This is a genomic window from Flavobacterium sp. ov086 (assembly GCF_900187965.1).
GTDB lineage: Bacteria > Bacteroidota > Bacteroidia > Flavobacteriales > Flavobacteriaceae > Flavobacterium.
Window position 1 is genome coordinate 352,143 of sequence record NZ_FZNL01000002.1, and the last position, 26,438, is coordinate 378,580.

Sequence of the window (26,438 nt, forward strand, 5' to 3'; positions counted from 1 at the left end):
GTTAATTGAATTTATAAAAGAAAAGAATTAGTAGTATTTCAGATTAGGTGTTTTTGCAAAATGTCAATGTAATTAACTGAAAAAGAATGAAAATTTGTGAATTTTGAATAGTAGAGAGACGACCTGTTTTTAGACTGCACCCAAAAGTTTAGACGAATTTATAATTAAATTTGATAATAATGAGCTCGATATTTTATCGGGCTCATTCCTTTTAGATTTAGTTTTATTCTATCGTTATTATAATATTCTATGTTTAAATCATTTTGTAAATTATCATTTAACTTTTGAATTCCTTAAATATTCGTGTTTGATTCTGAGAGATGCGACAGAACCTATTTTTGCAGTTAATAGTAAATATTTAGGATAATTCATTATTATGAGTGAAACATTAGAACCGGAAAACTTTGAAATGGCTCTAAGAAATTAATCTGAGATGTAAGCAAAAAATATTATAGCAGCTAAATAGTATTCTATAGAAACAATAAATTACAGTTTTAAAGCTTTAACAGAGATTAATGAGTTTAAAAGAGCAAAAAAGGCTGTTCAAAAAAAATGGAACAGCCTTTTCTCATTATTGGGGCAAAATTATAATTTTGTTATAATGTCTTTTTTAAATTTAGCCAAAGTTGCTCTTGTTAATCCAAGATTCGCTTTTGTTGAATCAACAGCTAAATAAATAAAATATTTACCATCTTCGGAAAGGTCTAAAATATGTATTTGATCTGTAAGTGTAATTAAGATGTCGTTTATTTTTTGATTTAATCCTAAAGCCTTAATTGCGTTTAATTTTGCTTTTACTACTTCTAAATTATAAGCTGATGCTAATTCCGGGTCAAAATTTGGATTTAAGGAAAGAGAGCAATATGACATTCCCGTTTCAACTTCGGTAACTGAAACTGCAATGAACCCGTTGATGTTTTCCTTTAAATCATTTTGAAAATTCTGTAAAAAATCTGACATGTTTTAATTGTATTTAAATTAATTATTAAAAAAAGTATCTATTTTGCGTAGTAAAAGGCCCATTTTGCTTATATCATTAGAAAGTAGTGCTACACAATTGTCGTTCTGATCTTTATTGGCTACCACTATACCATCGTTGTTCTTAATCATTACCTGTTTAAGTTCCCCATTATTTAAATCCTCAGACATTTCTAAACACATTTTTAAAATCATCCCAATCATTGCGGCGACATTTCCGTCATACTCCAAATTAATAGATTCCAGTAGAATCCCATCTATATTAAATCTTAATCCAGATTCGGCCCCGGTTTCTTTTACCAGTAAATTTAAATCAATCATATTGTTATTTTAGAGTTTTTAAGGTGGCCAAATATATTCTAAAAATTATAAATGTGATATAAACACGTGTTAAAAAAAAGGCACACGTAACAAATTGAATTACTTTTATTTATAGTGTAATGTTTCTTTATTTTTTAAACAAAATGAATAAAAAATAACATTAAAAAAAAAGGAATTTATTAAAATTAGAACATTTTATTTTGTTTCCGTTAATTGTTATTTTAGCATTCACAATAAATTTTGTTTATTAAAAGTTTTTCATAGCTTTGAAAAAAAATAACCAAATGAGAACTGTTGAAGAATTACGCTTTGATCTAAATGTAAAACTGATGAAGTTTAGAAGATTTCGTTTTGAAAACGGAATTATGGAAAGTTCAGACTCACAAAAACTTGTAAAAAAGGGCTTTTTTAAAAAGATATTTAATTAAAAAGAATCTTAAAAAAGTATTTTTTCAATGTTAAATGATGATATTTAATGGTACAATATGCAAACAATGATAGTTGTGAAAAATGAGATGACTTTCTTGCAGTTGGTGCTATTGAAAGATTCGAACCAGGTATAGTTTATTATTAAAACTACCTATGTCCGGAATATAAAATCCTACTATTGGATATGCAAACAAAAAGTAGAGAAAAAGTTAAGCTACATTTTTGTAATTAGTTAATTTATTAAATTCCTCAATAGTTTTATAGTTCAAAGCAGAGTACCTTCTTTTTTTATTTCTTTCCCTGATTTATGTGGTTATTATGAGCAAAGTCAACTTATCCGGGATTTTAATCACTATCTCGATCTCAGTTCCCTAAAATACCTTAAATTACAAGAGATTATTTGTAATATCAATCATTAGTTTATTTAATGGTGAGTGGAATTGATTTTTCCAGAACAGGGCTCGAGCCTGTTAGCAAAAAAAATAACTAAAATGTAATTTTTAGCTGCACATTCGAACCTAAATGCTGTATCCCCTATAAATGCTATATTTCTAATTTTACAAAATCAACTGTGCCGTGATTTTGCCACAAAATTTAGAGTACTATTTTTTTTATTATTTAAAGACCAAGATCGTGCAGAACCTATCTTTTAAATCCTTATTTACGAGCCATTGCAGACTGCTTTTAAACAATATAAACTTAATATCTTATCGAATATCCCTTAGAACTTCCTCATTAAAATAAGGATCTTCTTCAACCCAAAAAATATAGTCAAGACCTAAATAATTCTGAGAGAATTCTAAAATATCTTTTACTGTATTTTTCTTATTCGTCTTTGGATTTATTTGTCTTAAATTTCCATCCTGAACTGCCATTCCTTTTACTAAATTATCTGGATACTCTTTGAAAAAACCATACGTTTGACCCATATGACTTTCACGGTATGGCATTAAATCAGGTCCACCTATAGCCATTTTTAATTTTTTAGCTTTTGCAAACAATCCTCTCATATAACCGTTATCATTCCAAGGTAGCCATTCACCTGGCAAAAAATTCAAGTAGACCATGGCATTTGACTTCTTAAAAGCTTCAGAAAGTACGATCATATTACTTTCGATTGCATTTACATAATCTTGGGGACTAAAGCCAACAGGAAAGGTTGTTGTTCCATCTGAATTTTCAGTCCCGATATCTATTGCACTTTCACTAAAATTAATCCCCTCAATCTTACCATCAAATTCTTTTCCCAAAGCAAAGATTAATTTTTGAAATCGATCACGTACAGGTTTTACCCACATTTTAGGACACCAGCCATACTCATCATTTGTGACAGCTTTATTTGGATCGCGTTCAGGAGCAGAAAGCATACTTTGCTTTATAACTCCACCTTGATATATAGGCTCTTCTAAAATATAGTCGGGTATATTTTTAACATCAGCAGTAAAGGATTTTTCTTGAAGTTGAATCCAAACTTTTTTTCCTCCTAGTGATTTTAAATATTTTATATCCTTTCGAATTGCACTAAAATCATATTGATTTTTGGCAGGTTCCAGATTACGCCATGTATAGACAATTTGCGCTCCCTTAAATCGAGGATCATGCAATGCTTTATCTTGTCTAATGTTTTTGCCAGCTTTTTCTCGGTGATCAAAATAAATATAATTTTTCTGAGCCGTAATTTTTATCACACCAAAAAGCAACAATAGAATCACCATTATAAACCTTTTGTATAAATATATTTTTATCATTATGTAAGCATTTACGTTGAATAATATTTTTTTTCGTTCGAATCGTTTTTTTTGAGTGATTCGTTTTTCAAAATTAGACTTATAGCTGTTTGTATTAAAAAGAAAGATATTTAGAGTAAATGTAAAGCCTGAGAAATATAGATTTATCAGGCTTTACATTTATTCTAATTTGTATATTGTTGCAAAACCCGAGGGATTTTATTCTTTCAGTTTCATGAGTATTGTGTTTATTTGAGATTTCCTCTTTGCCCAAACTCGATTTAAAAGATAAATTTGAATAGGAAAAATAAGCGCAATAAAACTCAATGAGATTATTTTTTCTTTGGTAAAAGTTATAGTTGAAATAAAATATCCTAAAAGTATTACAATAGCAAAAACACGACTAACTATCGAAAAATTAGAATAGGTTTTGATTTTGTCTTGGTAATTTTTTAAAGATTCAATAATATTTTCTCCATTTATTGGATTATTTATTATTTTGAACCCTAAAATATTGTGTACTAATATAAACAAAATAGCTGTAACAAGTAAGAAATTCCAAAGAACAGATTTTAAATGTCCGTCAAAAATATCATAGTATACTACTATAAAGATAGTCCAAAGAACCGTCTCTATTAGTAATTGTATTTTAATACTTTTTACTACAGGGTGGTTATTTTCTGAAATCATTTTTAGAATGGTTTCTTTATTAAATGCTGCTTTTCCTGTGTTTTGATAATCTAATTTTAAGTTTTCTAATTCCATAACTATTTGTTTAAAATTGTTTTAAGTTTTGTTTTAATTCGGTTTAGACGAACACCAACATTATTTTCGGAAATCCCAATGACTTCAGAAATTTCTGCATAACTCAAATCGTCCAGATAAAGTGCAATAAATGCTCGTTCATCTTCATCGAGTTTACGAATCGCGGCAAACAGTAAATCTTCTCTCCAAGAATCAGTTTGAGATTCTTGGGATATTTTTTGTTCCGGAATAACACTAGAATAGTCTACTTTCACTTTCGGTTTTCTAAAAGTAGCCATAGCAGTATTTAATCCTATTCGATACATCCAAGTAGTGATTTTAGATTTACCCTGAAATTTGAGATAAGATTTCCAAAGCTGATAGACAATTTCCTGAAAAAGATCTTCTTGATCTTCGAGGGTATCTCGATACATTCGGCTAATCTTATGAATCAATGCTTGATGCGTAAGTATGTCATCTGTAAATTTATCTTTCATAAGCGATTTTCTACTTTCATCTTAATTTATATTTTAACTATTGGTTGCTAAAAAGTTGAAAAACTTACAGTACATGTAATTTTTATTTTCTTTTGAAATAATAACCTTAAAAAATAATTTTAAATCAAAACTGGTTTTTAGCAATTTTCTGAATTATAAAGGTTAGTTTCTAATATCGTGTAATATAAACTCTTTCTTATCAATATTCGAACCCGTCTTCTAAAGTTTCGAACCTAAACTTGTTAGAGCTTAATTTTGCTAAATTTCTAGTTTTCAAAAATAGCATGTGCCACGATTTTGCCACAAAACCTGAACGTCAATTTTTTAAATATTTTCGTGGTCAATTTTGTTGTTTATTTTGTTTAAATTTTTTTAGGTATTTATATCGAATTGAAGAAATAAACCGACATTTATTAGGAGTCAAAAAAAATTAAATCAAGGAATTGGAAGCAGGTGCCTACTGAACAGGCAAGGAAAAGAACAGTCTTATAGCCGTGCGTTCCTATGAAGCTATCTCTATTGTAATGCATTATAATCGCCTATTATTGGAGACAGCTCTTTGCCGATGCAGAGCTTGAACAACAAATCGAGGACTAACAGGAAATTGGTTACAACTCGATTCTGCTCCTCCCATTTAAAATCCCGGTTTAAAAGTGCAAAGGCAAATAACAAATTCGGCAGACTAATAACCAGCTTCCCTCCATTGATTCTCGAATGCTTCAGAGAAGACGGGAGATGCTCTAAGCTACATGCATTGGCGGTGCTACCTCACCCTCTGAAAGCACATTTTTTATTTAAGGTTCTGCCTTAACTTATTATGACAGCTCTCCGTAATTGCCTTTTTTGAATGCCCGATGTAACTTTGAAGTATTAATTAATCTCCATATTTTTTAACTTACATTTATTAGATATTGTAATAAAGGGCAATTATTATTCATGTCTATTATTTTTTACAAAATAGCGATTGCAAATTTGCCCCCTTAATTTTCCCAATTTGTACCTGTTTATAATTACTACTCAATATATATGTTCCACAAAGATTCCAAAAATAAATCAATAGGATTTTTTAATCTGATTATGAGTCATTTGAATTTCCAATCCTATTGAGCCCGAATTTAATATAACAGCACAATCGATTTACGAAATACACTACGCTCAGTCCGAAATCAGAGCTTTAATGGACGACTAAAGTAAAACCGAAATTCAATAAGAATATTTTTTAAAACACTTATAAACAACTTTCTAACCGAATTTCGTTAAATGTTAAGCTGTGTTTGTAGCCAAATTTAATAAATAAGGTAGCTTTTTGATACAAAAGGATACCATGGTCTAAAGAAGTTTTAATGAGGTTTGCAGGTAATTTTTTTGATGGCATTAAAGGTAATTATTAAAGATATAAAATTCTTTAAATAATGTTCATTTTATCTCATGATTAAAAAATTGGATAACACTTTTACTAAAACCATTTTTTATGAAGACCCAATTTCTGACAACGAAAACCTATGATGACCACAAACTTTGGAATAAACTTAAAGAGGGTGACGAAAAGTCATTTTCTCTGCTTTTTGAAAAGTACTATGGTGATTTAATTAGTTATGGAAACTCATTTTATCGTTTTCCAGAAAGAGTTCAGGATTGTGTCCAGGACGTGTTTGCAGATGTTTGGTTATATCGGGAATCTTTGCAGGAACCAAATGTGGTAAAGGCTTATTTATTGTCAAGTGTACGAAAGAGAATTGCACGTTTGCACGAACGGGATCGTGTTTTTAGAAAAACTACAACTACGGATTCAATTGAGTTTCTTTTTGATTTTTCGATTGAGAAAGAACTTATTGATGATGAAGCAACTGCGGAAAGTGTTTTCTACCTCAATAAGTTATTAAACGATTTACCTCCACGTCAAAAAGAAGCTTTATTTTTAAGGTATAATCAAGGTCTGGGTGTAGAAGAAATTGCAGAAATGTTAGATGTTAATTATCAATCGGCAAAGAATCTTTTGCATCGCGGATTATTTAAGCTTCGTAAAGAATGGAAGGGGCATCTTTCAATTATTGCATTGCTGTCTTCAGGTGTTTTTAAACTTATTTAAAAGAAAACATAAAAAAAACATAAAAAAAATATAATTTGGTGAGTACTTAATAACCAAGTTGACCTCTGTGTTTTTGTAACCTTATTTATAGATGCAAAAACGTAATTATTATATCGAAATTGAAGATTTCTTATCTGATGAATCATTCCGAACATGGATTTTGTCTAAAATTGATGAACAAGGCTGGGAAGAATGGACTTTAGAAAGTCAACAACGCGCTAAATTGGTTCAAGATGCCCGGCTTTTATTGCTGGCAATGAAAGGACCTTATATTAATATTTCTTCTTTAGAACTAAATACTGCATTAGAATCAACATGGGCTAAAATTGAAGAGATAAAAGATCTTAAAAAATCAACTAAAATCAAAACTGGCAGATACCTGAAAAAGTATTGGCTAACAGGAGTTGCAGCTACTATATTTTTTGCTTTTTTATCGGTTGGGTTTTTCAAAAATCAATTGCAAACCAATCACACTGTTGTTACATATAAGGAACTTGTTAATGATAATATTGAAGGACTTGTTGAGCAAACCAATAATTCTAACAAGCCGCAAGTAATTACTCTGTCTGATGGGAGTTCTGTCTTATTAGAGCCCAAAAGTAAATTAAGTTATCCTAAAATTTTTACGGGAAACGAAAGGAAAGTCTATTTATCCGGTGAAGGTTTCTTCGAAATTACTAAAAATTCCCATAAGCCTTTTTTTGTTTACGCAAACGAAATTATTACAAAAGTAGTTGGTACTAGTTTTCGGATAAAAGCTTACCCAGATCAGCCAAATATTGAAGTGCTTGTTCGTACAGGTAAAGTCAGGGTAAGTTCAAATGAATTGGTTGCAAATTCAGACCAGAAAAATGAGGTTGTTTTATTTCCGAACGAAGCCGTACGCTTTTTTAGGTGTGATTTAAGTTTCACCAAGATCACTAATATTATAGAAGACAAGACATTGACCAGTAATACTGGTAAAATTGAACAATTAAGTTTTGAATTTACTGATATTCCTTTAGATCAAATTCTCAAAACAATAGAGCAGGCATATCTAATCAAAATTGATTTTCCTAAGGATAAATTAAAAGATTGTCATTTAACAACTTCATTAAGTGACCAGCCATTGTCAGAAAAACTTAAAATTATTTGTAATAGTATTGGTCACGATACCAGTTTTGAAATGAATGGAAATCAAATTATAATAACCTCACAGGGATGTTATTAGGTATTATGCAATCAAACTATATATAACTTTAATCAAACTAAATTACTGCCTATGTGAAAAAACTAAAAAAAAAGTGTCGAAATGTTGTCACATATCCGACACTTGATAAAATAGAATAACTCTCTGGAAAGAGTCATTTTATTGTGTTTCTACAAAATACGCTTGAACAGTATTAATCAAAACAAAATCAAAATTATGAAAAAATCAGTTGGTAAACAACGATTAATTTATCAAATCTCGAAAATAACGCTATTTCAGTTCGTTTTAGCACTTTTATTTTCAAGTGTTACTCTGGCAAACAGTGTAAATGGACAAAGGAAATTAGATACAAAAGTTACTATTGCAGTTGAAAATTTAAGTCTGGATAATGTGTTATCTAAACTCGAAAAGTCTGCAAGTGTGAAATTTTCTTATAATTCAAGATTGCCGCAACTAACTCAGAAAGTCACTATCGAGGCACATCAGGAAACATTGTCAAGTGTTCTTAATCGAATTCTGAAACCACTCAATATTAATTATATAGAAATAAGCAACCAGATTATTCTACAGAATAATATAAAAACAAATAAGGTTGCTGACCCTGTTATTAAGGGAAAAGTTACGGACCAAAACGGAGTACCTCTGCCGGGGGTGACAGTAACTGCCAAAGGGACTAAAAATGTTGTTTTAACTGATTTTGACGGTACTTTTTCGATCGACGTACCAGTGAATTGTCACCAACTGGTTGTTTCTTTTGTAGGAATGGAAACCAAAGAAATTGGAACAGAAAATAATTCCCCAACAATTGTTTTAAATGAAGAAGGGCAAACTTTAAAAGAAATTGTAGTTATAACAGGTTATGAGAAAACCTCGAAGAGAACTTTTACAGGTGCATATAGTAAGATTCCTATTGACGAACTTAAAGTTGATGGATTAGCAGATATGAGCAGAGCGATAGAAGGAAAAGCAGCTGGGGTTACTATACAGAATATTTCAGGAACTTTTGGTACTACACCAAAAATTACAATTCGTGGATCTTCTTCAATTTTTGGAGATACAAAACCATTATGGGTTATTGATGGTGTTGTTCAGGAAGATATTATTAACGTGTCTGTATCTGATTTGGCTTCCGGTAATTCTTCAACAGTATTAAGTTCTTCTGTTGCCGGAATTAATCCTAATGATATACAGAGCATTGAAATCCTGAAAGATGCGTCTGCAACTTCGATTTATGGATCAAGATCTTTAAATGGAGTTGTAGTTGTAACTACAAAACAAGGACGAAAAGATTCTCCATTAAAGATTACATATTCATCTGAACAAACAGTTAGAGCAACACCTAATTACAGCCAATATGATATTTTGAATTCAAAAGAAACAATGAGTGTTTTGAAAGAAGTGGAGGCAAAAGGATTTTTAGATCTGCCTTCAACTGCACAAGGGCGCTATGGAGGTGTTTATAATATTTTAGCAAGAGGAATTAATACGTATGTTCCGGAAACAAACAGCTATTTAGTAAGTAATGACCCTGCTGGACGTAATGCTTTTTTAAGAAAATATGAGTTAGCCAATACAGATTGGTTTAAGGTACTTTTTAGACCTTCGATTGCCCAAAATCATTCCCTGAGTTTTTCGGGAGGAGGAGCAAAAAGTACAATGTATGCTTCATTAGGTTATTATAGTGATCCGGGCTGGAGTATTGCCGATCATGTAAAACAATTTTCATCGAATTTAAAAGGAACTTTTTATATTAATGATGACTTAAATATTACGCTGACTACACAAGCTTCTGTAAGGGATCAGGGTGTTCCCGGAAGTTATGATAGCGAAATAGACACCTATAATGGAAAGACAACCCGAAATTTTGATATTAACCCTTTTAAATATGCCTTAAATACAAATAGAACTCTAAGGCCTTACGATGATAATGGGGATTTGGAATATTACAGGAGCAATTGGGCACCTATTAATATTTTAAATGAACTTAAAAATAATTTTATGGAAATTCAGGTAAAAGATATTCGTTTCCAAATGGATTTAGAATATAAAATTAATCCTTACCTGACTTATAATCTTGCGGGTTCAGCACGTTATGCCAACACTGGCAGGGAACATAAAATTCTTGAAAATTCAAATATAGTAGGAGCTTATAATGCCGAGGAAACAACTGCTGTCAGAGATGCGAATATTTTTTTATATCAGGATCCAAATGATTTAACAGCTCCAAAAGTTGCCGTTCTTCCTAATGGTGGGATGTTAAGGAAATTTACAGACGATATGACTTCCTATTATATAAGAAATAGCGTCAACTATAGACGTACTTTTAATTTTAAACATGAATTTGAAGGATTGTTTGGTACTGAGCTAAGGTCTTTAAATAGAAATAGCGACAATTTTACTGCTTATGGGCTACAGTACGATAAAGGTCTTACTAGTTTTACAGATCCAAGAATATTGGAGAAAACAATGACCGAAGGAGGTTCTTATTATGGATTTAATGAAGAGAGAGAAAGAACGGTAGGTTTTTTTGGAAAAGCAGGGTACACCTATGATCGACGTTATACTGCATCAGTTACCGGACGTTATGATGGTTCAAACAGGCAGGGTAATAACACCTCATCACGTTGGCTGCCAACCTACACTCTTAGTGGTAAATGGAACATGAAGGAAGAGAATTTCATGAAAGATATCGAATCTATAAATGCTTTAGCATTAAGAGCGTCTTATGGACTTACCGCAACGGCTGGACCGGCTACTAATTCATTAGCGATTTATAAAAGTTTTATCACTGATCGTATAAATCTTGCCGACAGAGAATCCGGGATTAGCATAGATCAATTACAAAACAAAAATTTAACTTGGGAAAAACAATTTGAAACCAATTTAGGTTTTGATCTTACTGTGTTTAATAACAAACTACAATTAACAACTGATATATACAGTCGTAAAGCTTTTGATTTAGTTGATTATGTAATGACATCTGGAATTGGTGGACAAACAATGAAACAAGGTAATAATGCAGATATGGAAACTAAAGGTCTTGAAGTTAGTTTGTCTTCTAGAAATATAACTACCGAAAACTTTAAATGGTCAACCAATTTTAATTTTTCTGTATATAATCAGAAAATTACAAAGTTAGCGAGCCAGGCATCAGCTTTTGATCTAATCGAAGGAACAGGAGGAAATACTATTGGTCATCCAAGAAACTCTCTGTATTCTTATCATTTTACAGGATTAAACAATCAGGGTTTACCAACTTTTGTAATGAAAGATGGGCAATCGGATAACATTGCCGGAGCAAATTTTTATGATAATGAAAATGTAACTAAGTATCTAAAATATGAGGGTTCAATAGAGCCTAATAAATCTTTTGGACTTTCGAATACTTTTACTTACAAAAATTGGTCATTATACGTCTTTGTCGTTGCATCCGGAGGAAATAAAGTTCGATTGAATCCTGTTTATTCCAGCGAATACAATGACTTAACTGTTTTTACAAAAGATTTTACGAATCGTTGGATTAATCCGGGAGATGAAAATAATACTAATGTACCCGTAATAGCAGATAAAGCTTTGATTAATAATTATAATGCTCAGTCTAAAACATTGGGAATTGCTTATAACACATACAATTTTTCGGATGTGCGTATCGCAGATGGAGATTTTGTCAGATTAAAGAATGTATCTCTAAGTTGGGAATTCCCGAAAGCTTTCAAACAAAAATTAGGAGTAACAAATTTTACATTAAAAGGATCAGCAGTTAATCCATTATTAATTTATTCTGATAAAAGATTAAACGGTCAGGATCCGGAATTTCGTAATGCAGGAGGTGTAGCATTACCAATTACAACTCAATATACATTTACTCTAAACGTTTCATTATAACCTATAAAAAGTATGAAAAAATTAAAAATTCTACTGACATTGTTACCACTTATAAGTATTAGTAGTTGTGATGAATTTCTTTCTGAAACCCCTGATAACAGGACACAAATAGATACACCTGAAAAAATTTCTGAAGTGCTGGTTAATGCTTACCCAAATGCATGTTATGCAGAGTTTGCCGAAACCATGACTGACAATGTTTTTGATAGTGGTGATGCTGGATTATTTAGAACTATAAATTCAGAAAACTATAACTGGGAAATGAACAATAGTATCGATACGGACACCCAGGCCAATTATTGGAATGCTTGTTATAATGCAATTGGCCATGCTAATAAAGCACTTGATGCTATTGAGCAGCTAGGCAGTCCGGCAAGTCTAAATCCGCAGAAAGGAGAGGCCTTAATAGCAAGGGCTTATGCACATTTTATGTTAGTTTCTTTTTGGTCTAAGCGCTATGATCCGGCTACTGCTGATACAGATTTGGGAATACCATATGTAAGAAAACCAGAAGATATATTGATCAAAAAATACAAAAGAAATTCTATGAAGGAAGTTTTTGACTATTTGGAAAGTGATATCGAAGAAGGTTTAAAATACGTTACAAACGAATACAGTCAGCCAAAATTCCATTTTAATAAAGAGGCAGCTAAAGCTTTTGCATCACGTTTTTATTTAATAAAAGGAAATTGGGACAGGGTTATTGAACTTACAGATCAATTAGCAGCTAATCCGGATGGAAAACTAAGAGATTTTGGATCTTATCTGAATCTTGATTATGATACTCGATCAAGAGTTTATGCAGAGCCAACTCAGGAAACAAATTTATTGATTGCTTCTATGACGTCTTATTATGCAAGGTCTTTTTATCTAAACAGGTTTCAACTTACATTAGCCAGGCAAGATGAAATTTTGGGTTCCGCAACAAATGTTTTTAATAAAGAATGGCTTTATGGAACCTTAAGTTACAATAATATTACAGCATTTGTGCCTAAGTTCAATGAACAGTTCAAATATACAAATGCCAATGCAGGTATTGGTTACGGATATATTGCAGTAGTATTATTCAGTAATGATGAATGCTATTTGAATAGGATAGAAGCACTTGTGATGGCAAACAGAATAGATGAGGCAAGAACAGCATTGCAATATTTCATAGGAACCAGAACGGCGGATTATGATCCGACAACCGATATTTTAACTGATAAACTAATAGTTAATAAATATCCTGCAATCCAAAGTAAATATGCCCCTTTTTATACTCTGACTGATTTGCAAAAATCATACATAAGTGCTATAGGAGAAATACGCAGGAAAGACTTTGTTCAGGAAGGCAACAGATGGTTTGATATTAAACGATTTAATTTAGAGGTTAAACATGAAACGTACAATGAGCCAACAGACATTTTAACTAAAGATGACAATCGCCGCGCATTACAAATACCACTTCAGGCATCAACAAATGGTGTCGAAAAAAATCCAAGATAATTTAACATCAAGCACATGAAAATAGTAAAACAATACACAATAACTTTTTTAGCAATAGCTGCAATTGCTTTTTCGGGATGTACACATGAGGATCAGCTTGCAGGTAGCCAATTAGATGTTACAAATCCTCCTCAATCAGCGTTAGATAATTGGATTATAGATAATTATTTAAAACCCTATAATATAAATGTTCAATATAAATGGAACCAGAATGCCGTTGACAATAATCGTTACCTGTATCCACCCCAGAAAGAAAAAGTACAGCCTGTTTTAGAAATTATACAAAAAATATGGCTGGATAGTTATGCAACAATTGCCGGTCCTGATTTCGTAAAGAAAATTTCTCCACGGGAAATTGTAATGGTTGGGGGAGTGAATTTGGATTTAACAGGAACTGTTACTTTAGGTTTGGCAGAAGGCGGGCAAAGAGTAACACTTTTTGAAACTGATAATGTAGATCGGAAAGATAGGGAAAACGTAAAACAATTTATCCATACGATTCAGCATGAGTACATTCATATTTTGAATCAGCATAAACCATATGATGAAAAAACCATGGCAAAAATAACACCATTTGGTTACACAGCAAACTGGTATGCTTCCTCAGATAAGGAGGCTAATGAAGAAGGATTTATTACAGCTTATGCAAAATCGAACATTAATGAGGATTTTGCTGAAATGGCATCTATGATGCTAACTAATTCTAAAGATGAATATGAGGCTATTTTGGCAGGTATTCAAAATGAGACAGCTGTTGCTGCGATAAGAGCCAAAGAAGCTGTTATTGTCGAATATTTCAAAAAAGAGTTCAATTTGGATTTTTATGCTTTAAGAGACGAAGCAGAAAAAAATACTAATGCAGTACTAAATTAAAATTAAACTAATTGAGATTTGGTTAACTTAAAAAAGAAAACATTATGAAAATAAAAAATATATTTAAGTTTCTGATTATTGCTTTTTTGGCAACACAATTAGGAGCCTGCGACAAGAATGAAGCAGAACAAAAATTTGATAAGATGCCAACAGAAAGATTAAATATTCAGAAAAAAGAGCTTAATGATGTCTTACTCTCATCTGAATATGGATGGAAGGCAGTTTATTTTACGGATAATACACAACTTGGCGGATTTACACATTTGTTTAAATTTTCTGCAGACGGAAGAGTAGCTATGGCTTCTGATTTTGATAGCGATACCAGTATTTATAATAGTGATTACAGTATTGAGGTAGGAAGTACGGTTAGTTTATTGTTCTCTACCAAAAACAGAATACACCTGTTGTCTGATTCAAATAATTCTCCTACGGCGGGATTAAAAGGTAGAGGATACAAAGGAGATTTTCAATTTTTATATTACGGACAGGAAAATGGTGAGATTATTTTTAAAACCAATCGTGGTTTTCAAGAATTACGCTTCGTAAAAGCAACAGCCGAAGATTGGACAGATCTCGAACTAAACACAAAGATGGCTCAAAATGTAATAGGTTCAGATAAGCGCCCTCTTTTTAGATTATTAGAAATTAATGATGGTACAGAGATTCATAAATTGGACTTTAATTATGCTTCAAGAGCTCGATTTGCAACTGCAAATTCTGGAGAAGAGGATTACAGTGTAAGTTATAATATGGGTATTGCTTTCACAAAAACAGGTATTATTGTAAGTCCGGCTTTAGAAGTCAACAACCAGCAATTAACCGAATTTATTTATGATGACAGTACTGGAGATTTTACTGCAACCGGTACAAATGGAGTGAGTGCTACAATTAAATACAGTAAAAAACCTGTGATAGTAACAGATGATTATAAATTGCTATTACCCGGAGGCGGAAATAATGTCTATGCTTATGAGTATCGTCTTACAGAATTTGAAGGACCAAACTCTGCATTATTTTTATCATTATTAGAAGATATAGAGAAAGCCAGTGGAGTGCCACTTGTAAGAGCGCAGCTTTGGTTTAATAATACTGATGAGACTAATTATATAGAATACAGATCTGGTGACGACCAAACAGAAGAAAGATATTATCACTACTTCACCATAAAAGCAGATGATGTAAACAAAACTGTTACATTTACCCCAGGTGTTTGGAAAAAAAGTACCGCTACCGCAGGAGACTCAGGGACTCCTCCGGAAGGGCCAACAATCTCACGACCATCTTTCTTAAAAGCACTTGATGATGAATTTATGAATCCTAATGGTCTTTATTTTACAGAGGTACCGGTTATGGGTTATAGAGGCTATACTTTTGCGAGTACAACAACTCATTTTAGAATGGTTGTCAACAATCTTTAAAATTAATTATACACACTTTGTAAAGAAAGTTACCATGAATTTTGTTGTCAGGGCATTGCCGATTCAATGGGGAAGCACTCCCTAAATATGAATTGCCAACACTCTTGATAATGAAAATTATACTCTGATACAAAACGATCCGCGTTATATCATTATTTGTCCGGTAAAACGCGAGATCAAACAATCCCACAATCAATAATACCTACTGAAGGCCGTCTCAATTCAAAATTTGAGGCGGTTTTTTCATATAAAAACAGTCGACAAATAGCAATGGTTTTTTATAAAACAAAAATAGGTGATATAATGTACAATATGAACGAGGAAGAACATTTCCAAGAACTGAGAATTAGTTCTGATAAGGTATACCTATGCTCATAAAGTTTCCAGAGCAACAAATTTCTTAATCATTTGTCTTTGTCCCTAAAAAGTAAAGCTTTCAAAATCAAATAGATTTGGGAAGTTTTTTATAGTCCATATTTCTGTCCTTCGTCGCCAAAAGGTTTTTAACTATAAATCCGATGGTCTGGTCGATACCATTATATTTAACAAACAAGGTAGCTTTTAGATACAAAAGGATACCATTGCATGACGAAGTTTTAATGAGGTTTGCAGGTAAAATTATTGATTGCATGACAATAATTATTAAGAATATTTACAAGTCGTTTTTCCAGATCTAAATGGAAATTTTCAAAATGAAAATAACTATGATTACGACCAAAAAATGATTGGAAAATTCTACTCAAAAAAAAAGAAGCAACCGCCAACAGCTACTACAACGGATTGGGGAAATTGACTTAATGGTGGTTGGTTTTGTATTTGGGATGATTTGTTTCATCTATTCGCTGTTGCTCGGGTGGCAATCCGAATAATGGCTTAATTTAGTCCCGAACCCGCAGTAGTACCAGAACGTTACAGGCAAGCATGGAAAACCGGAGCAATCTTGCAATTATTTTAGAAAGAATTTTCGATTTACATATTTATTAAACAATTACAATTATGCGTAGATTAATACTACTATTGACAGTCTCTTTATCTTTTTTGAGTATTTCGGCTCAAAATAAAATTGAAAAATGGCGTATTTATGAAATTATTCTTAATAGTGACTCAAAAGGTAATCCGTTCACTGATGTACAACTAAGTGCTAAATTTACAAATGGTGAGAATATAAAAATAGTTTCAGGCTTTTATGATGGAAATGGGATATATAAAATCCGTTTTATGCCACAAGTGGCAGGTTCATGGACCTATATCACATCAAGCAATTTAAAGTCACTTAATAATAAAAAAGGTAAATTTGAATGTTTTTCAAACACCGATAGCAATCACGGACAAGTAGTAGTGAAAGATACTTTTAATTTTGCTTATTCAGACAATAAACCATATTACCCTTTTGGGACGACCTGTTATGCATGGGTTCATCAAGGAGATAGTCTTGCCGAATCAACATTGAAAACCCTTGCTAATGGATATTTCAACAAAATGCGTATGTGTATTTTTCCTAAAGACTACGATTGGAATAAAAACGAGCCACTCTTGTATCCTTTTGAAGGAAAGCCTTTAACAGATTGGGATTACACGAAATTTAACCCTTTATATTTTCAGAATATTGAGAAAAGGATAGCACAATTGGATTCACTTGGCATTGAAGCTGATTTAATTGTTTTTCATCCTTACGACCGTTGGGGGTTTCAAAAAATGGACAGAAAAACCGATGATTTATATATCAATTATATTATTGCCCGCTTTGCTGCCTATAAAAACGTTTGGTGGAGTCTGGCTAATGAATATGATTATGTGAAATCTAAGAAGACAGATGATTGGAATCATTTTATTCAGTTATTTGCCGAAAAAGACCCCTACAATCACTTGCGTTCAATACACAATGGATCTAACCTCTACGACCACGAAAACCCCTTGATCACACATGTGAGCATACAAAATGAAGACACCTATAAAGCAAAGGAGTTAAGGTCAAAATATAAAAAACCAATAGTTTATGATGAATGCCGATACGAAGGAAATATTAATTGGCCGTGGGGAAATATAACAGCTCAAGAGATGGTGAACAAATTTTGGCGTGGTGTTGTAAATGGTGGCTTTGTAGGGCATGGAGAAACTTATGTTACTGAAAATCCCGTTAAGTGGGGATATGAATCTCAAGATATTTTGTGGTGGTCTAAAGGGGGAGTTCTCAAAGGGCAAAGCCAGGAAAGGATTAAGTTTTTAAGAAATATAATTGAATCTGCCCCAGGATATTTAACGCCAATCATCAATACGGAATTTTGGGTGCCGTATTCATATGTTGCTTTTAAAGATGAATATTTTCTACACTATTTTAATATAGACCAGTCACGCAGTCAAATTGTATATTTACCCGAAAATGCAAAATATAAAATTGAAATTATCAATGCATGGGATATGACAATTACGCCTGTTACGGGAGAATTTAGTGGGAAAAGTTTAATTCAACTTCCACAAAAATCTTTTACAGCGTTGCGCATCACTAAAATAATGTGATTCGTCTAATGTAATTGTGAATATTATCTTTTTCGATATACAACAACTTCCAAAATAAAAAAGACCATACAAATGAGTTATTTTCTCATTTGTGTGGTCTTGTAGCCCCGCCCGAACTAATGTCGAACTTTTTTTCGCAAGATTTGCAGTGTTTGCTTAGCATACCTGCGAAACGCAATGTTATTTTAAAAGAACATTTCTTAGCTGAAATATGATGAATGATCTAAGTAAAAGGGTTATTTTTCATTTATAAAAATAGTTTAAAATTTTAATTATCAGTATTTATAAATACCTCTTCCTTAGTCCATTTCACCTCGTCATTTTCAATAATTACAACCATTTTGTCGCCATCCTTAACTTCACCCGAAATTATTTTCTTAGCTAATGGTCTTCTTAAATGACTTCGGATAATACTTTTTATAGGTCGTGCCCCATACTTGGCATTGTATCCATTTTCAGCCAAATAAAGTTTTGCTTCCAATGGGATTTCTACAATGATATTAATATTTTTCAATAAATCCATAAACTCTTTTTTAAGATGGATTTCGAATATTTTTAAGGCATTCTCTCTACTGATTGGCGCAAAAGGTACAATTTCGGTTAATCGCCCTAAAAATTCCGGTCTGAAATAATTACCCATAATTTCCATTATGGAAGTTGAAGTTGGAATTTTACCGTTATTAAACGTTTCAACAATATGATTTGCACCAATATTCGAAGTAAAAAGGATAATAGCATTCGAGAAATCACCTTCCTTTCCTAATCTGTCATGTAGTTTCCCTTCGTCCATAATCTGCAGAAACACATCATAAACAGAAGTATGTGCTTTTTCTATCTCATCAAACAATACGATCGAATATGGTTTTTGCCTGATTTTGTTAACTAGCAGCCCACCTTCCTCATACCCGACATACCCAGGAGGCGCACCGTAGAGCAATGCTGCCGAGTGTTCTTCTTTAAATTCGGACATATCAAATCGGATAATGGCATTTTCATCCTGAAAAAGAAATTCAGCAAGACTTTTAGCAAGTTCTGTTTTTCCGGTTCCTGTTGGACCCAAAAAGAAGAATGAGGCTATAGGCTGTCCTGCCTTACTCAATCCTGATCTTGACTCTAAAATAGAACCTGCGACTGTTGCAATACAATGATCCTGACCAATTACCCTTTGGCTTAAAACTTCCTCAATATTATTCAGTTTCTGCTTTTCTTCTTCTTTAAGTTTTCCGGCAGGAATACCTGTCTTTTGAGCAATAATAAGAGACAAATCAAACGCTTCGATATGCACACGTTTGTCTAACGCTCTTTTCTCAAGAGTGTTTATCAGGCTCTCAATATGGCTTAAAATGGAGTCAGAAGATTCAAAAGTTTTAACATCGTTTTGCTCCTCAACAACCATTAAAAAGGTTGTTTTATTGACCAAATCAGTCAAAAACCAGTTACATTCTTTTATTAGTTGTTCTTCAGATAAACCGGCTTCATTTTGCTTTAAAATATTTAGTTTGTCAAGTAAAGATTGTTTCTCTTTTAAAAATGTTTCTCCCGATGTTTTTAAAACCGACATGGTGTGATCGATAAGATTTATGGCTGATTCCGGTAGGCTTTTTTCTTTTAAGTACCTTCTGGATAAACGAATTGATTCTGAAATAGTTTCGTCGTCTATTTGAATCTTATGATGTTCCTGATAGGTTTTAATAGATTCCCGAATCATTCGGAACAAAGTATCATCATTAGATTCTTCCAGTTTTACAATCTCAAACATGCCTGATAAACCTTGTTCTTTTTCAATTCTTTTGGTATATTCGTCGATGGTAGAAGTCGCAATAATATTTAGTCCTTTTGCAAGTTCGCCTTTTAAAACATTAGAAACCCCGGAATCTCCTCCGTTTTTATCGAGCAGTGTATGAATTTCTTCAATGATAAGAATGGCTTTAGGGAACTGTCTCAGTTCCTGAATACAATTCTTTAAACGATCTTCGATTTCGCCTTTATAAGAAGCTCCGGCTATCAAAGACGATAAATCCAGTTCAAAAAGCTGTACTTTATTTAAAGCATCAGGAACCTGATTTGCTATTACATTCTGAACAAGTGTATCAATCAATATTGATTTACCAATACCACGATCACCAATTAAGAGCACATTAGGCTTAGAGAACCGACAAAGAATTTCTTTTATCGTGTTTAACTCAGTCTCTCGGCCAATAGCCATAATCCTTTTGTTCTTTTTCTCAAGGTTTTTATGAATACAGTATTTACCCAAAAAGCCTTTTTTAACCTCATGCTTAACATTATTGTTGTTATTCTGAGGTATAATGGTTTGATCTTCGAGTAATTCATTTCGAGATATAGGATAAGTTTTCATCTGATCGAAATTAAAACCTACTCCGGGCGAACTTAAAGCCACGATAATGGCATAAAGACTAATTTCATCTTCATTTAAAATAGTTCTAACAGATTCTGCTTCCCTGATAATTTCATCAATTACATCGCTGGGTTCAGCGTTTAATACCTGACTTGTTTTAGGCTCGTCTTCCATTCTCACTTCTGCCCATTCATCAAGATAATAAACATCTTTACCCATCGCCTCAAGCTGTTTTAAAAGAGATAAGTCCCTGTTTAAAATAGCTTTTAGTAAATGAGCAGCTGAGTAGTATTTATTTGAATTGCTTTTGGCAATTTTTCTGGCAATTTCAAAAGCGCTTAATAATTCAGTGCTGAAAATATTTTGTTCTTGTTCCATAATCTTTAATCTTTTACCCAAATCAGGTATTTTTTTACCTTATAGTTTATCGACATTCCTTTGATACAATTGTTGGTTTTATCCTTGTTGAGTCGTATCGATTCTATTTTAATCTTTTTACCTTTTATATTAGCACATAATTGGGCAAATGTCAATAAATCTTTATCGTTTTTGACAATTGGGATTTCAAGATCATCACATAAAAATTCAGAAAAATCATCTTTTACTTTACTCCCTTCGGCTACTTTGCCAAGTAAAATCTCAAATTGATCTTCGGATATTTTTGGTGCTTTTTTAATGGCGGCGATACTGTCTTTTTGAGTTTTTGTTTTTGGAGCTACAGGAACATATTGCAGCATATCTTCAAGCGGATCTTTTTTTACAGAGCCTCTCGGCAGGGCAAACGCTTCCGCATTTTTCTCGTACACATAAGCCGTTACATCCAATGGATTCGTTTTTTTTATTACTCTTGGGTGCACATAAATGACTTTTTTGGCAACACGGCTAAAATCCCCGTTTACAACCAGTGTAATTGTTTTTTCACCGGGTGTCGAGAATGTATATACGGGGTTTGGTGAAGTTTCATCGATACCTTTTCTGTTTTCTCCAAACGCCCATTCCCATGTTTTGGCACCTTCTGATCTGGAGTCAAAATAAGTAGGCTGTCCGGCTGTAATAATTTTAGAAACGATAATTTGTGGGGTTCCGAATTTATCAGCTGCAAATTTATCTTTAAGAATAAGCTCTTTGGTATGTACGCACTCCTTATTTATGGTTAGTGTTACCTTATATTTCCCCGGGTTTTTATACACATGAAAAGTATGCTGTCTTTTATCAGGAGCAGATCCGTCTCCAAAATCCCATTCCCAGGATTTTGCATTATGGGTCTTATCATAAAACTCGATTGATTCCTCGCTTTGGGAATGATCAGAGAAAATGTAAAACTTCACATCTTCACAATCTACGTGATTAAAGAACTGGATTATAAAGGCTGTAATTCCAATTAACAATAAGACAGCAAAGAAAAGGATAACCTTAATATCAATATTTTTTTTATTCATTTCTGGTTTGAATTTTTAATAAATCGGATGATGATTAATTTAAGAATAGTAATACAAAAATACTCTAAAAAAGAACAAAGAAAACGATGTAGATAGGAGAGTAAATCGTGTTAAAAAACCAGATCAGACGGTATTTTTTTGTTAGCAGATTGACTTATAGCGCTTTGTGTTTTTTGATGTAAAATGATTTTGACAAAAGACCGAACAGAATATAAAACAAAAGACTTATTCTGTTGTTTTTATGACTTATTGAGGCTGTATTTTGTAAGAATTTCGAAATACTTTTAGGGAGTAACTATTTTGGCATAAAATGCAGTAGATTTTTTTTTAAAAAATGAAATCGATATAGTTCGCTTTTTGGCTTCACATAATTTTCATGCAATTGAAATTTACACGAAGCTATCCTTTTAATATAACGGTAATATAAATAAGTAAGATTTTCTATGAAGCAAATAGTTTTATCAGTACTGGCAATGCTATTATGCCTGGGATGCAGCAGTAAAAAATACATCTCTCAGATTCCTTTCAAATATGATTATTCTTTGGATCTGTTAAAAAAGCAATCCCAAATGGAAGAAACAGGATTAAAGAACAAAACAGTTGTAAATGACAATTCAGAAAATCTAAGTGACGCTCTTTTGGCCTTAAAGGAAAAGTATTCAATAGTACTGGCAGTAATGCCAAATAAAATTACAAATTACAAATTGTATGCTTATATAGATCCCTGGATCAATACACCTTATAAAGAAAAAAGTTTTTCTAAAAATGGAATCGACTGTTCTCATTTTTTACAGTCTTTGTATAGTGATGTATATAAGGTAACACTTCCTAAAGATCCTGCAGGAATGTGGAAATCAAAATCGATTCAGATTTTTACGGGACGCGCTTTTTTAGCAGAAGGAGATTTGGTTTTTTTCAGGTACGATAAAGACCATCCAATATCCGATGTTGGTTTATACCTGCACAATGACAGAATCCTTGCCTGTACCGATAAAGGATTGGCAATATATAATTTCAATGACGAATATTTTCAATTACGGTATATAGGCGCAGGACGAATCAATGAAGACACAAAGAAAAAATAAGAAGTATTTTAAATAAAAGAGTATGTCAAATTTTAAAATAATAGGAAACCCAAATCCCGAAGTAGGAAAAGAAGTAATTTACACCGTAAGTAACTCTATTCTTCCTGAGAGCTTCTTACCGGGACAAACAGTTGCTACCGAAAATAATCCGTTTACAGAACAGGTTAAATGGTCTGCGTATATACTCGAATATGGAAAATGGAACCTAAAGGAAAAAAACAATAAAACCGGACCTACAGCAAATTATACTTTTACAGAAAAGAGTTTAAAAAGAAAAGGTATCCGCATTGTTGCCCAATTGGGTGAAGAAAAAGCAATACTCGATATTAAACCAATTGACACTATAGAACGCAAAATAGTAAAAGTTGAACTTTGTGATGCTTTAGGAAATTTGCAGACAAAACCCTTTGCTTATAACCAGACCGTAATCGCAAGAGTACATTGCACCAATCTTGATAATTGTGCTGTACATGTTACTTTATGGGAAGATGATGCTCCTGGCGCAGGGCATAGCCAAATAAATAAAAATAATAAAGCCGTAACAAAATCTGAGCTGGTATCGAATGGTATTGCAAACGTTAAATTTAAATTAGCCGTTGATTTTGCCAAAATGGCAAATGCTCAAGTTGCAAAAGGCGATAAAAGCGAAGGAAAAACACACGAGTATTATGTAACAGCAGAAGTATTTAGGCAAAAAACAGTAAGCAGTAATAATATTAATGTTATAAATCCAGATCATAAAACAACCGATTCAAAACCCGCTGCCCAAAAACCTGTTAAACCAAGACCTGCTGCACCAGCAGAAACAAAAGGAAAATCTAAAAAAGAGGAAAAAGGAATTAAAGAACCTGTAAGCGGGACAATTTATGATTGGAGCGAAACAGTGCTAAAAGCCATACCAATGATTCTACCAGATCCTATTGAGGTTGTGAATAGTCTTGCTAAAGTTTTTATGCCTGATAAAGAGCAGGAGAACGGAGTAAGTTGTGGAGAGAAATACTGCATTAAGAAAGGTGATAGTAGTGAATTAATAAGAGAAATTAATATTCGTCTGGCGGGTTTTGGAGGTAATGTCCCTACTGATAAATTTACAGACCGCACAGAAAAAATGATCAAACAATTTCAACGAGATTACATGCAAGTTTCTGAAACTGGTAAAATTTGCGGGAATGTATTGAGAGCTATTGATGAGTTTCAAGCGAAATATCCAATAAATTTTGAAGAAATAAAATGTAAATGTGGTACATGTAACGGCTATGGAAAAGGAAGGAACAGTGAACAATATCAGAGTAGTTCAGTTCAAGAACCCTATAGAAAGTATGAATATCCAGGAATTCATAGAAGTTTAGTTTGTGCTTATCGGGCATCTATTTTTTATATAAATCGAGATAAACAATTAAATTATAAGACAAAATGGGTAGACTCTGGTTATAGATGTCACAATCATCCTATTTATATATCTACAAAAACAACAAATCATTGTGGAAAAGCTTTAGATATCCATTATAATTATCTTGATACAGGAAGACGAGCAAGAACTGTTGCTGATGTTGAAAAAATAAGAGAAAAGATTTTTAATAAATATTTGGGCGCAAAATGGGATTGGAAAAAAGGGCAGCAAAACATTTTTAATCTGGAATCAACTTCCAAAGGTGCTCTTTCGTGGGTTCATGTTGATGTTAGGGAATTTTCAGCAGAATATCTAAAAAATGAATATTTTATAAAGAGTCTAATTGAATTAAATGGTAAAAGTATTGTAGAATTAGCAAAAGACTTAGGTTTTAAAGATACTTGTAACTGTTTAGTAGGATCCAAAAAAAATGATGATAATAATACAGTCCTTAACAAATATAAGTGGGCACATAGCGAATTTGGAAACTTAATTGCCAAGCATGAATCAGGTGATAATTATAATAAATGTAATCAAACTAAAGGAGGATTGAAGGTAATCGATAATATAAGAGTAATAGACCTCACTATTAAAGAAATTCAAGATAAACAAGCAAATAGAGATGTTTTTGCTGTTGGTAGATATCAATTAATTCCTATTACTATAAATGATGCAGTTACTCGTTTAAGTTTGGATGTAAATCTTAAATTAAATGAAGAAATGCAAGATAAAATTTTCGATGAATACCTGATTAAGCTTAAGAGGCCTAAAATCATAGTCTATCTTGAAGGAAATGGAGAAGTTAAAGATGCAATGTATGATTCAGCAAAAGAATGGGCAAGCATCGGTGTGGAGAAAGGAAAACGTATAAGTGATAAGAAAGTTAAAGAAGGAGACAATATAGTTACCATTGAAAGATATGCTGAAGGAGGAGAATCATATTATGCTGGTGATGGCCTAAACCAGGCTCATATTAGTCCTGAACAAATTAAAGAAACATTAATAAACTCAAAAAATGCAAACAAATAAAAAAATTATAATTTCTATACTATTATTGTCAATATTTATAATAGGATGCAAAAAAAATGATCGAAAAGAAGATACAATTATTATAAAAGACACCGCAAACCTAAAAGAGCAAGAAGATGTTTCAACAACATTAAATATTGCAAAAGATTATGCTAATGAAACATTTGTTATAAGTTGTGGATCAGGTTGTGCCATGAACTACACTCCAGAATATGTTTTAAAATATATTACAACAATAAAAGTGAAGTTTAATGTAAAAATGTATATTGATGAAGTATTATCAGATACCTATTTTGAGACTTATATTTTTTATTATGATAAAAACAACGAATTAGATAGTATAAAATTAGAAGGAAAAGGTGAAAATATTTTAAAAACACTTATGCCTGATGCTCAGGATTCTTTTAAAAATTTTGGAAAAAAAATAGCTCTTAATAATGATGTTAATCTTAATGATAAACCAGAAAATAGTTGCATTAAACCAAGTAATTTCAAATTACCATATAATCAATCGATTAACATACATACAGTGAAATATAATTTTCTTAACTGTAATTCTATTAAAGGAATTGAAAAATACAATTGTGGGAAAGATAAGCTTAGATATTTATCCCTGCCAAATAAGGATAATGTTAATGTTATTTTAGTACCACAAGATTGTGGAGATTTTAATTATAGATATTATCTACTAACTATTAAAAATAATACCGTTGTAGGAGACTTGTATGTTGAAGGAGAATGGTACGAACCAGAAAATATCAATGATAAAGAAGTGACATTATTTTCGATAGATCAGCAATATAATATTGTAGTCAAAACTAGAAGTTCTGAGGATACCACATCAGTTAGTTATATTTTAATAAATGATGGAAAAATAGTAAAAAAAGAATAGTATTTCCCTCGATACGTATACTAATTAAAGTTAAGTATTTCTATGTTAGCATTTTATAGGCTTTTCTATTGTGATTTGAGTTAGTGATT

General features: G+C 32.2%; 17 protein-coding genes and 1 pseudogene. 10 read left to right on the forward strand and 8 right to left on the reverse strand.

What is annotated here, in order from left to right; all coding sequences use genetic code 11:
• Positions 1-164 precede the first annotated feature (164 nt).
• The 6 genes and pseudogenes from CHB81_RS03420 to CHB81_RS03445 all read right to left on the reverse strand — a co-directional run.
• Positions 165-275: pseudogene (locus CHB81_RS03420) on the reverse strand (IS3 family transposase); the annotation flags it as partial.
• Between the two features lie 310 nt (positions 276-585).
• Entirely contained in the window at positions 586-960 is a 375-nt protein-coding gene (locus CHB81_RS03425) for a hypothetical protein (protein WP_089350484.1), read from the reverse strand.
• An 18-nt stretch (positions 961-978) separates the two neighbouring features.
• Positions 979-1,299 carry a roadblock/LC7 domain-containing protein gene (locus CHB81_RS03430; protein WP_089350485.1) on the reverse strand — a complete coding sequence of 107 codons (321 nt, stop codon included), beginning with the start codon at positions 1,297-1,299 and terminating at the stop codon, positions 979-981.
• A gap of 1,136 nt (positions 1,300-2,435) precedes the next feature.
• On the reverse strand, positions 2,436-3,476 hold the full coding sequence (locus tag CHB81_RS03435) for a hypothetical protein (RefSeq protein WP_217899710.1): 1,041 nt from the start codon (positions 3,474-3,476) through the stop codon (positions 2,436-2,438).
• Positions 3,477-3,674: 198 nt separating this feature from the next.
• Complete coding sequence (locus CHB81_RS03440; protein WP_089350486.1) at positions 3,675-4,220, reverse strand: hypothetical protein; 546 nt, start codon at positions 4,218-4,220, stop codon at positions 3,675-3,677.
• Positions 4,221-4,222: 2 nt separating this feature from the next.
• On the reverse strand, positions 4,223-4,696 hold the full coding sequence (locus tag CHB81_RS03445; protein ID WP_089350487.1) for an RNA polymerase sigma factor: 474 nt from the start codon (positions 4,694-4,696) through the stop codon (positions 4,223-4,225).
• Between the two features lie 1,471 nt (positions 4,697-6,167).
• Between CHB81_RS03445 and CHB81_RS03450 the strand changes: the two genes are divergently transcribed.
• From CHB81_RS03450 to CHB81_RS03485, 7 genes are all read left to right on the forward strand, one after another.
• On the forward strand, positions 6,168-6,785 hold the full coding sequence (locus CHB81_RS03450; RefSeq protein WP_089350488.1) for an RNA polymerase sigma factor: 618 nt from the start codon (positions 6,168-6,170) through the stop codon (positions 6,783-6,785).
• Between the two features lie 91 nt (positions 6,786-6,876).
• Positions 6,877-7,995 carry a FecR family protein gene (locus tag CHB81_RS03455; protein WP_089350489.1) on the forward strand — a complete coding sequence of 373 codons (1,119 nt, stop codon included), beginning with the start codon at positions 6,877-6,879 and terminating at the stop codon, positions 7,993-7,995.
• Positions 7,996-8,190: 195 nt separating this feature from the next.
• Positions 8,191-11,859: a SusC/RagA family TonB-linked outer membrane protein gene (locus CHB81_RS03460; protein WP_089350490.1), complete on the forward strand. Its 3,669-nt coding sequence runs from the start codon at positions 8,191-8,193 to the stop codon at positions 11,857-11,859.
• Positions 11,860-11,871: 12 nt separating this feature from the next.
• Positions 11,872-13,347 carry a RagB/SusD family nutrient uptake outer membrane protein gene (locus tag CHB81_RS03465; protein ID WP_176427481.1) on the forward strand — a complete coding sequence of 492 codons (1,476 nt, stop codon included), beginning with the start codon at positions 11,872-11,874 and terminating at the stop codon, positions 13,345-13,347.
• A 15-nt stretch (positions 13,348-13,362) separates the two neighbouring features.
• The gene (locus tag CHB81_RS03470; RefSeq protein ID WP_089350492.1) at positions 13,363-14,220 is read left to right on the forward strand and encodes a putative zinc-binding metallopeptidase; all 858 of its coding nucleotides are present in this window, start codon (positions 13,363-13,365) and stop codon (positions 14,218-14,220) included.
• A 44-nt stretch (positions 14,221-14,264) separates the two neighbouring features.
• On the forward strand, positions 14,265-15,638 hold the full coding sequence (locus CHB81_RS03475; protein ID WP_089350493.1) for a DUF4302 domain-containing protein: 1,374 nt from the start codon (positions 14,265-14,267) through the stop codon (positions 15,636-15,638).
• 996 nt (positions 15,639-16,634) lie between these two features.
• The gene (locus CHB81_RS03485; protein ID WP_089350495.1) at positions 16,635-18,155 is read left to right on the forward strand and encodes a DUF5605 domain-containing protein; all 1,521 of its coding nucleotides are present in this window, start codon (positions 16,635-16,637) and stop codon (positions 18,153-18,155) included.
• Positions 18,156-18,423: 268 nt separating this feature from the next.
• Here the strand turns inward: CHB81_RS03485 and CHB81_RS03490 are convergent, their stop codons facing one another.
• Complete coding sequence (locus CHB81_RS03490) at positions 18,424-20,892, reverse strand: AAA family ATPase (protein ID WP_089350496.1); 2,469 nt, start codon at positions 20,890-20,892, stop codon at positions 18,424-18,426.
• Positions 20,893-20,897: 5 nt separating this feature from the next.
• Positions 20,898-21,953: a PKD domain-containing protein gene (locus CHB81_RS03495; protein WP_089350497.1), complete on the reverse strand. Its 1,056-nt coding sequence runs from the start codon at positions 21,951-21,953 to the stop codon at positions 20,898-20,900.
• Positions 21,954-22,396: 443 nt separating this feature from the next.
• Here CHB81_RS03495 and CHB81_RS03500 point away from each other — a divergent pair, with 443 nt between their 5' ends.
• Genes CHB81_RS03500 through CHB81_RS27045 form a run of 3 tightly spaced genes read left to right on the forward strand, consistent with a single transcriptional unit; the run spans position 22,397 to position 26,349 of the window.
• Entirely contained in the window at positions 22,397-23,038 is a 642-nt protein-coding gene (locus CHB81_RS03500; protein WP_089350498.1) for a C40 family peptidase, read from the forward strand.
• A gap of 22 nt (positions 23,039-23,060) precedes the next feature.
• Positions 23,061-25,457: a peptidoglycan-binding protein gene (locus tag CHB81_RS03505; protein WP_089350499.1), complete on the forward strand. Its 2,397-nt coding sequence runs from the start codon at positions 23,061-23,063 to the stop codon at positions 25,455-25,457.
• On the forward strand, positions 25,444-26,349 hold the full coding sequence (locus tag CHB81_RS27045) for a hypothetical protein (RefSeq protein WP_217899711.1): 906 nt from the start codon (positions 25,444-25,446) through the stop codon (positions 26,347-26,349). Before CHB81_RS03505 ends, CHB81_RS27045 begins: the two co-directional genes overlap by 14 nt.
• Positions 26,350-26,438 lie beyond the last annotated feature (89 nt).

What these genes read in the sequence shown, in the direction of transcription:
- CHB81_RS03440 (WP_089350486.1), bottom strand. Translation starts at nt 4,220, where the DNA reads ATGGAATTAGAAAACTTAAAATTAGATTATCAAAACACAGGAAAAGCA.
- CHB81_RS03455 (WP_089350489.1), top strand. Translation starts at nt 6,877, where the DNA reads ATGCAAAAACGTAATTATTATATCGAAATTGAAGATTTCTTATCTGAT.
- CHB81_RS03505 (WP_089350499.1), top strand. Translation starts at nt 23,061, where the DNA reads ATGTCAAATTTTAAAATAATAGGAAACCCAAATCCCGAAGTAGGAAAA.
- CHB81_RS03475 (WP_089350493.1), top strand. Translation starts at nt 14,265, where the DNA reads ATGAAAATAAAAAATATATTTAAGTTTCTGATTATTGCTTTTTTGGCA.
- CHB81_RS03450 (WP_089350488.1), top strand. Translation starts at nt 6,168, where the DNA reads ATGAAGACCCAATTTCTGACAACGAAAACCTATGATGACCACAAACTT.
- CHB81_RS03445 (WP_089350487.1), bottom strand. Translation starts at nt 4,696, where the DNA reads ATGAAAGATAAATTTACAGATGACATACTTACGCATCAAGCATTGATT.
- CHB81_RS03430 (WP_089350485.1), bottom strand. Translation starts at nt 1,299, where the DNA reads ATGATTGATTTAAATTTACTGGTAAAAGAAACCGGGGCCGAATCTGGA.
- CHB81_RS03500 (WP_089350498.1), top strand. Translation starts at nt 22,397, where the DNA reads ATGAAGCAAATAGTTTTATCAGTACTGGCAATGCTATTATGCCTGGGA.
- CHB81_RS03490 (WP_089350496.1), bottom strand. Translation starts at nt 20,892, where the DNA reads ATGGAACAAGAACAAAATATTTTCAGCACTGAATTATTAAGCGCTTTT.
- CHB81_RS03435 (WP_217899710.1), bottom strand. Translation starts at nt 3,476, where the DNA reads ATGATAAAAATATATTTATACAAAAGGTTTATAATGGTGATTCTATTG.
- CHB81_RS03495 (WP_089350497.1), bottom strand. Translation starts at nt 21,953, where the DNA reads ATGAATAAAAAAAATATTGATATTAAGGTTATCCTTTTCTTTGCTGTC.
- CHB81_RS03485 (WP_089350495.1), top strand. Translation starts at nt 16,635, where the DNA reads ATGCGTAGATTAATACTACTATTGACAGTCTCTTTATCTTTTTTGAGT.
- CHB81_RS27045 (WP_217899711.1), top strand. Translation starts at nt 25,444, where the DNA reads ATGCAAACAAATAAAAAAATTATAATTTCTATACTATTATTGTCAATA.
- CHB81_RS03465 (WP_176427481.1), top strand. Translation starts at nt 11,872, where the DNA reads ATGAAAAAATTAAAAATTCTACTGACATTGTTACCACTTATAAGTATT.
- CHB81_RS03425 (WP_089350484.1), bottom strand. Translation starts at nt 960, where the DNA reads ATGTCAGATTTTTTACAGAATTTTCAAAATGATTTAAAGGAAAACATC.
- CHB81_RS03470 (WP_089350492.1), top strand. Translation starts at nt 13,363, where the DNA reads ATGAAAATAGTAAAACAATACACAATAACTTTTTTAGCAATAGCTGCA.
- CHB81_RS03460 (WP_089350490.1), top strand. Translation starts at nt 8,191, where the DNA reads ATGAAAAAATCAGTTGGTAAACAACGATTAATTTATCAAATCTCGAAA.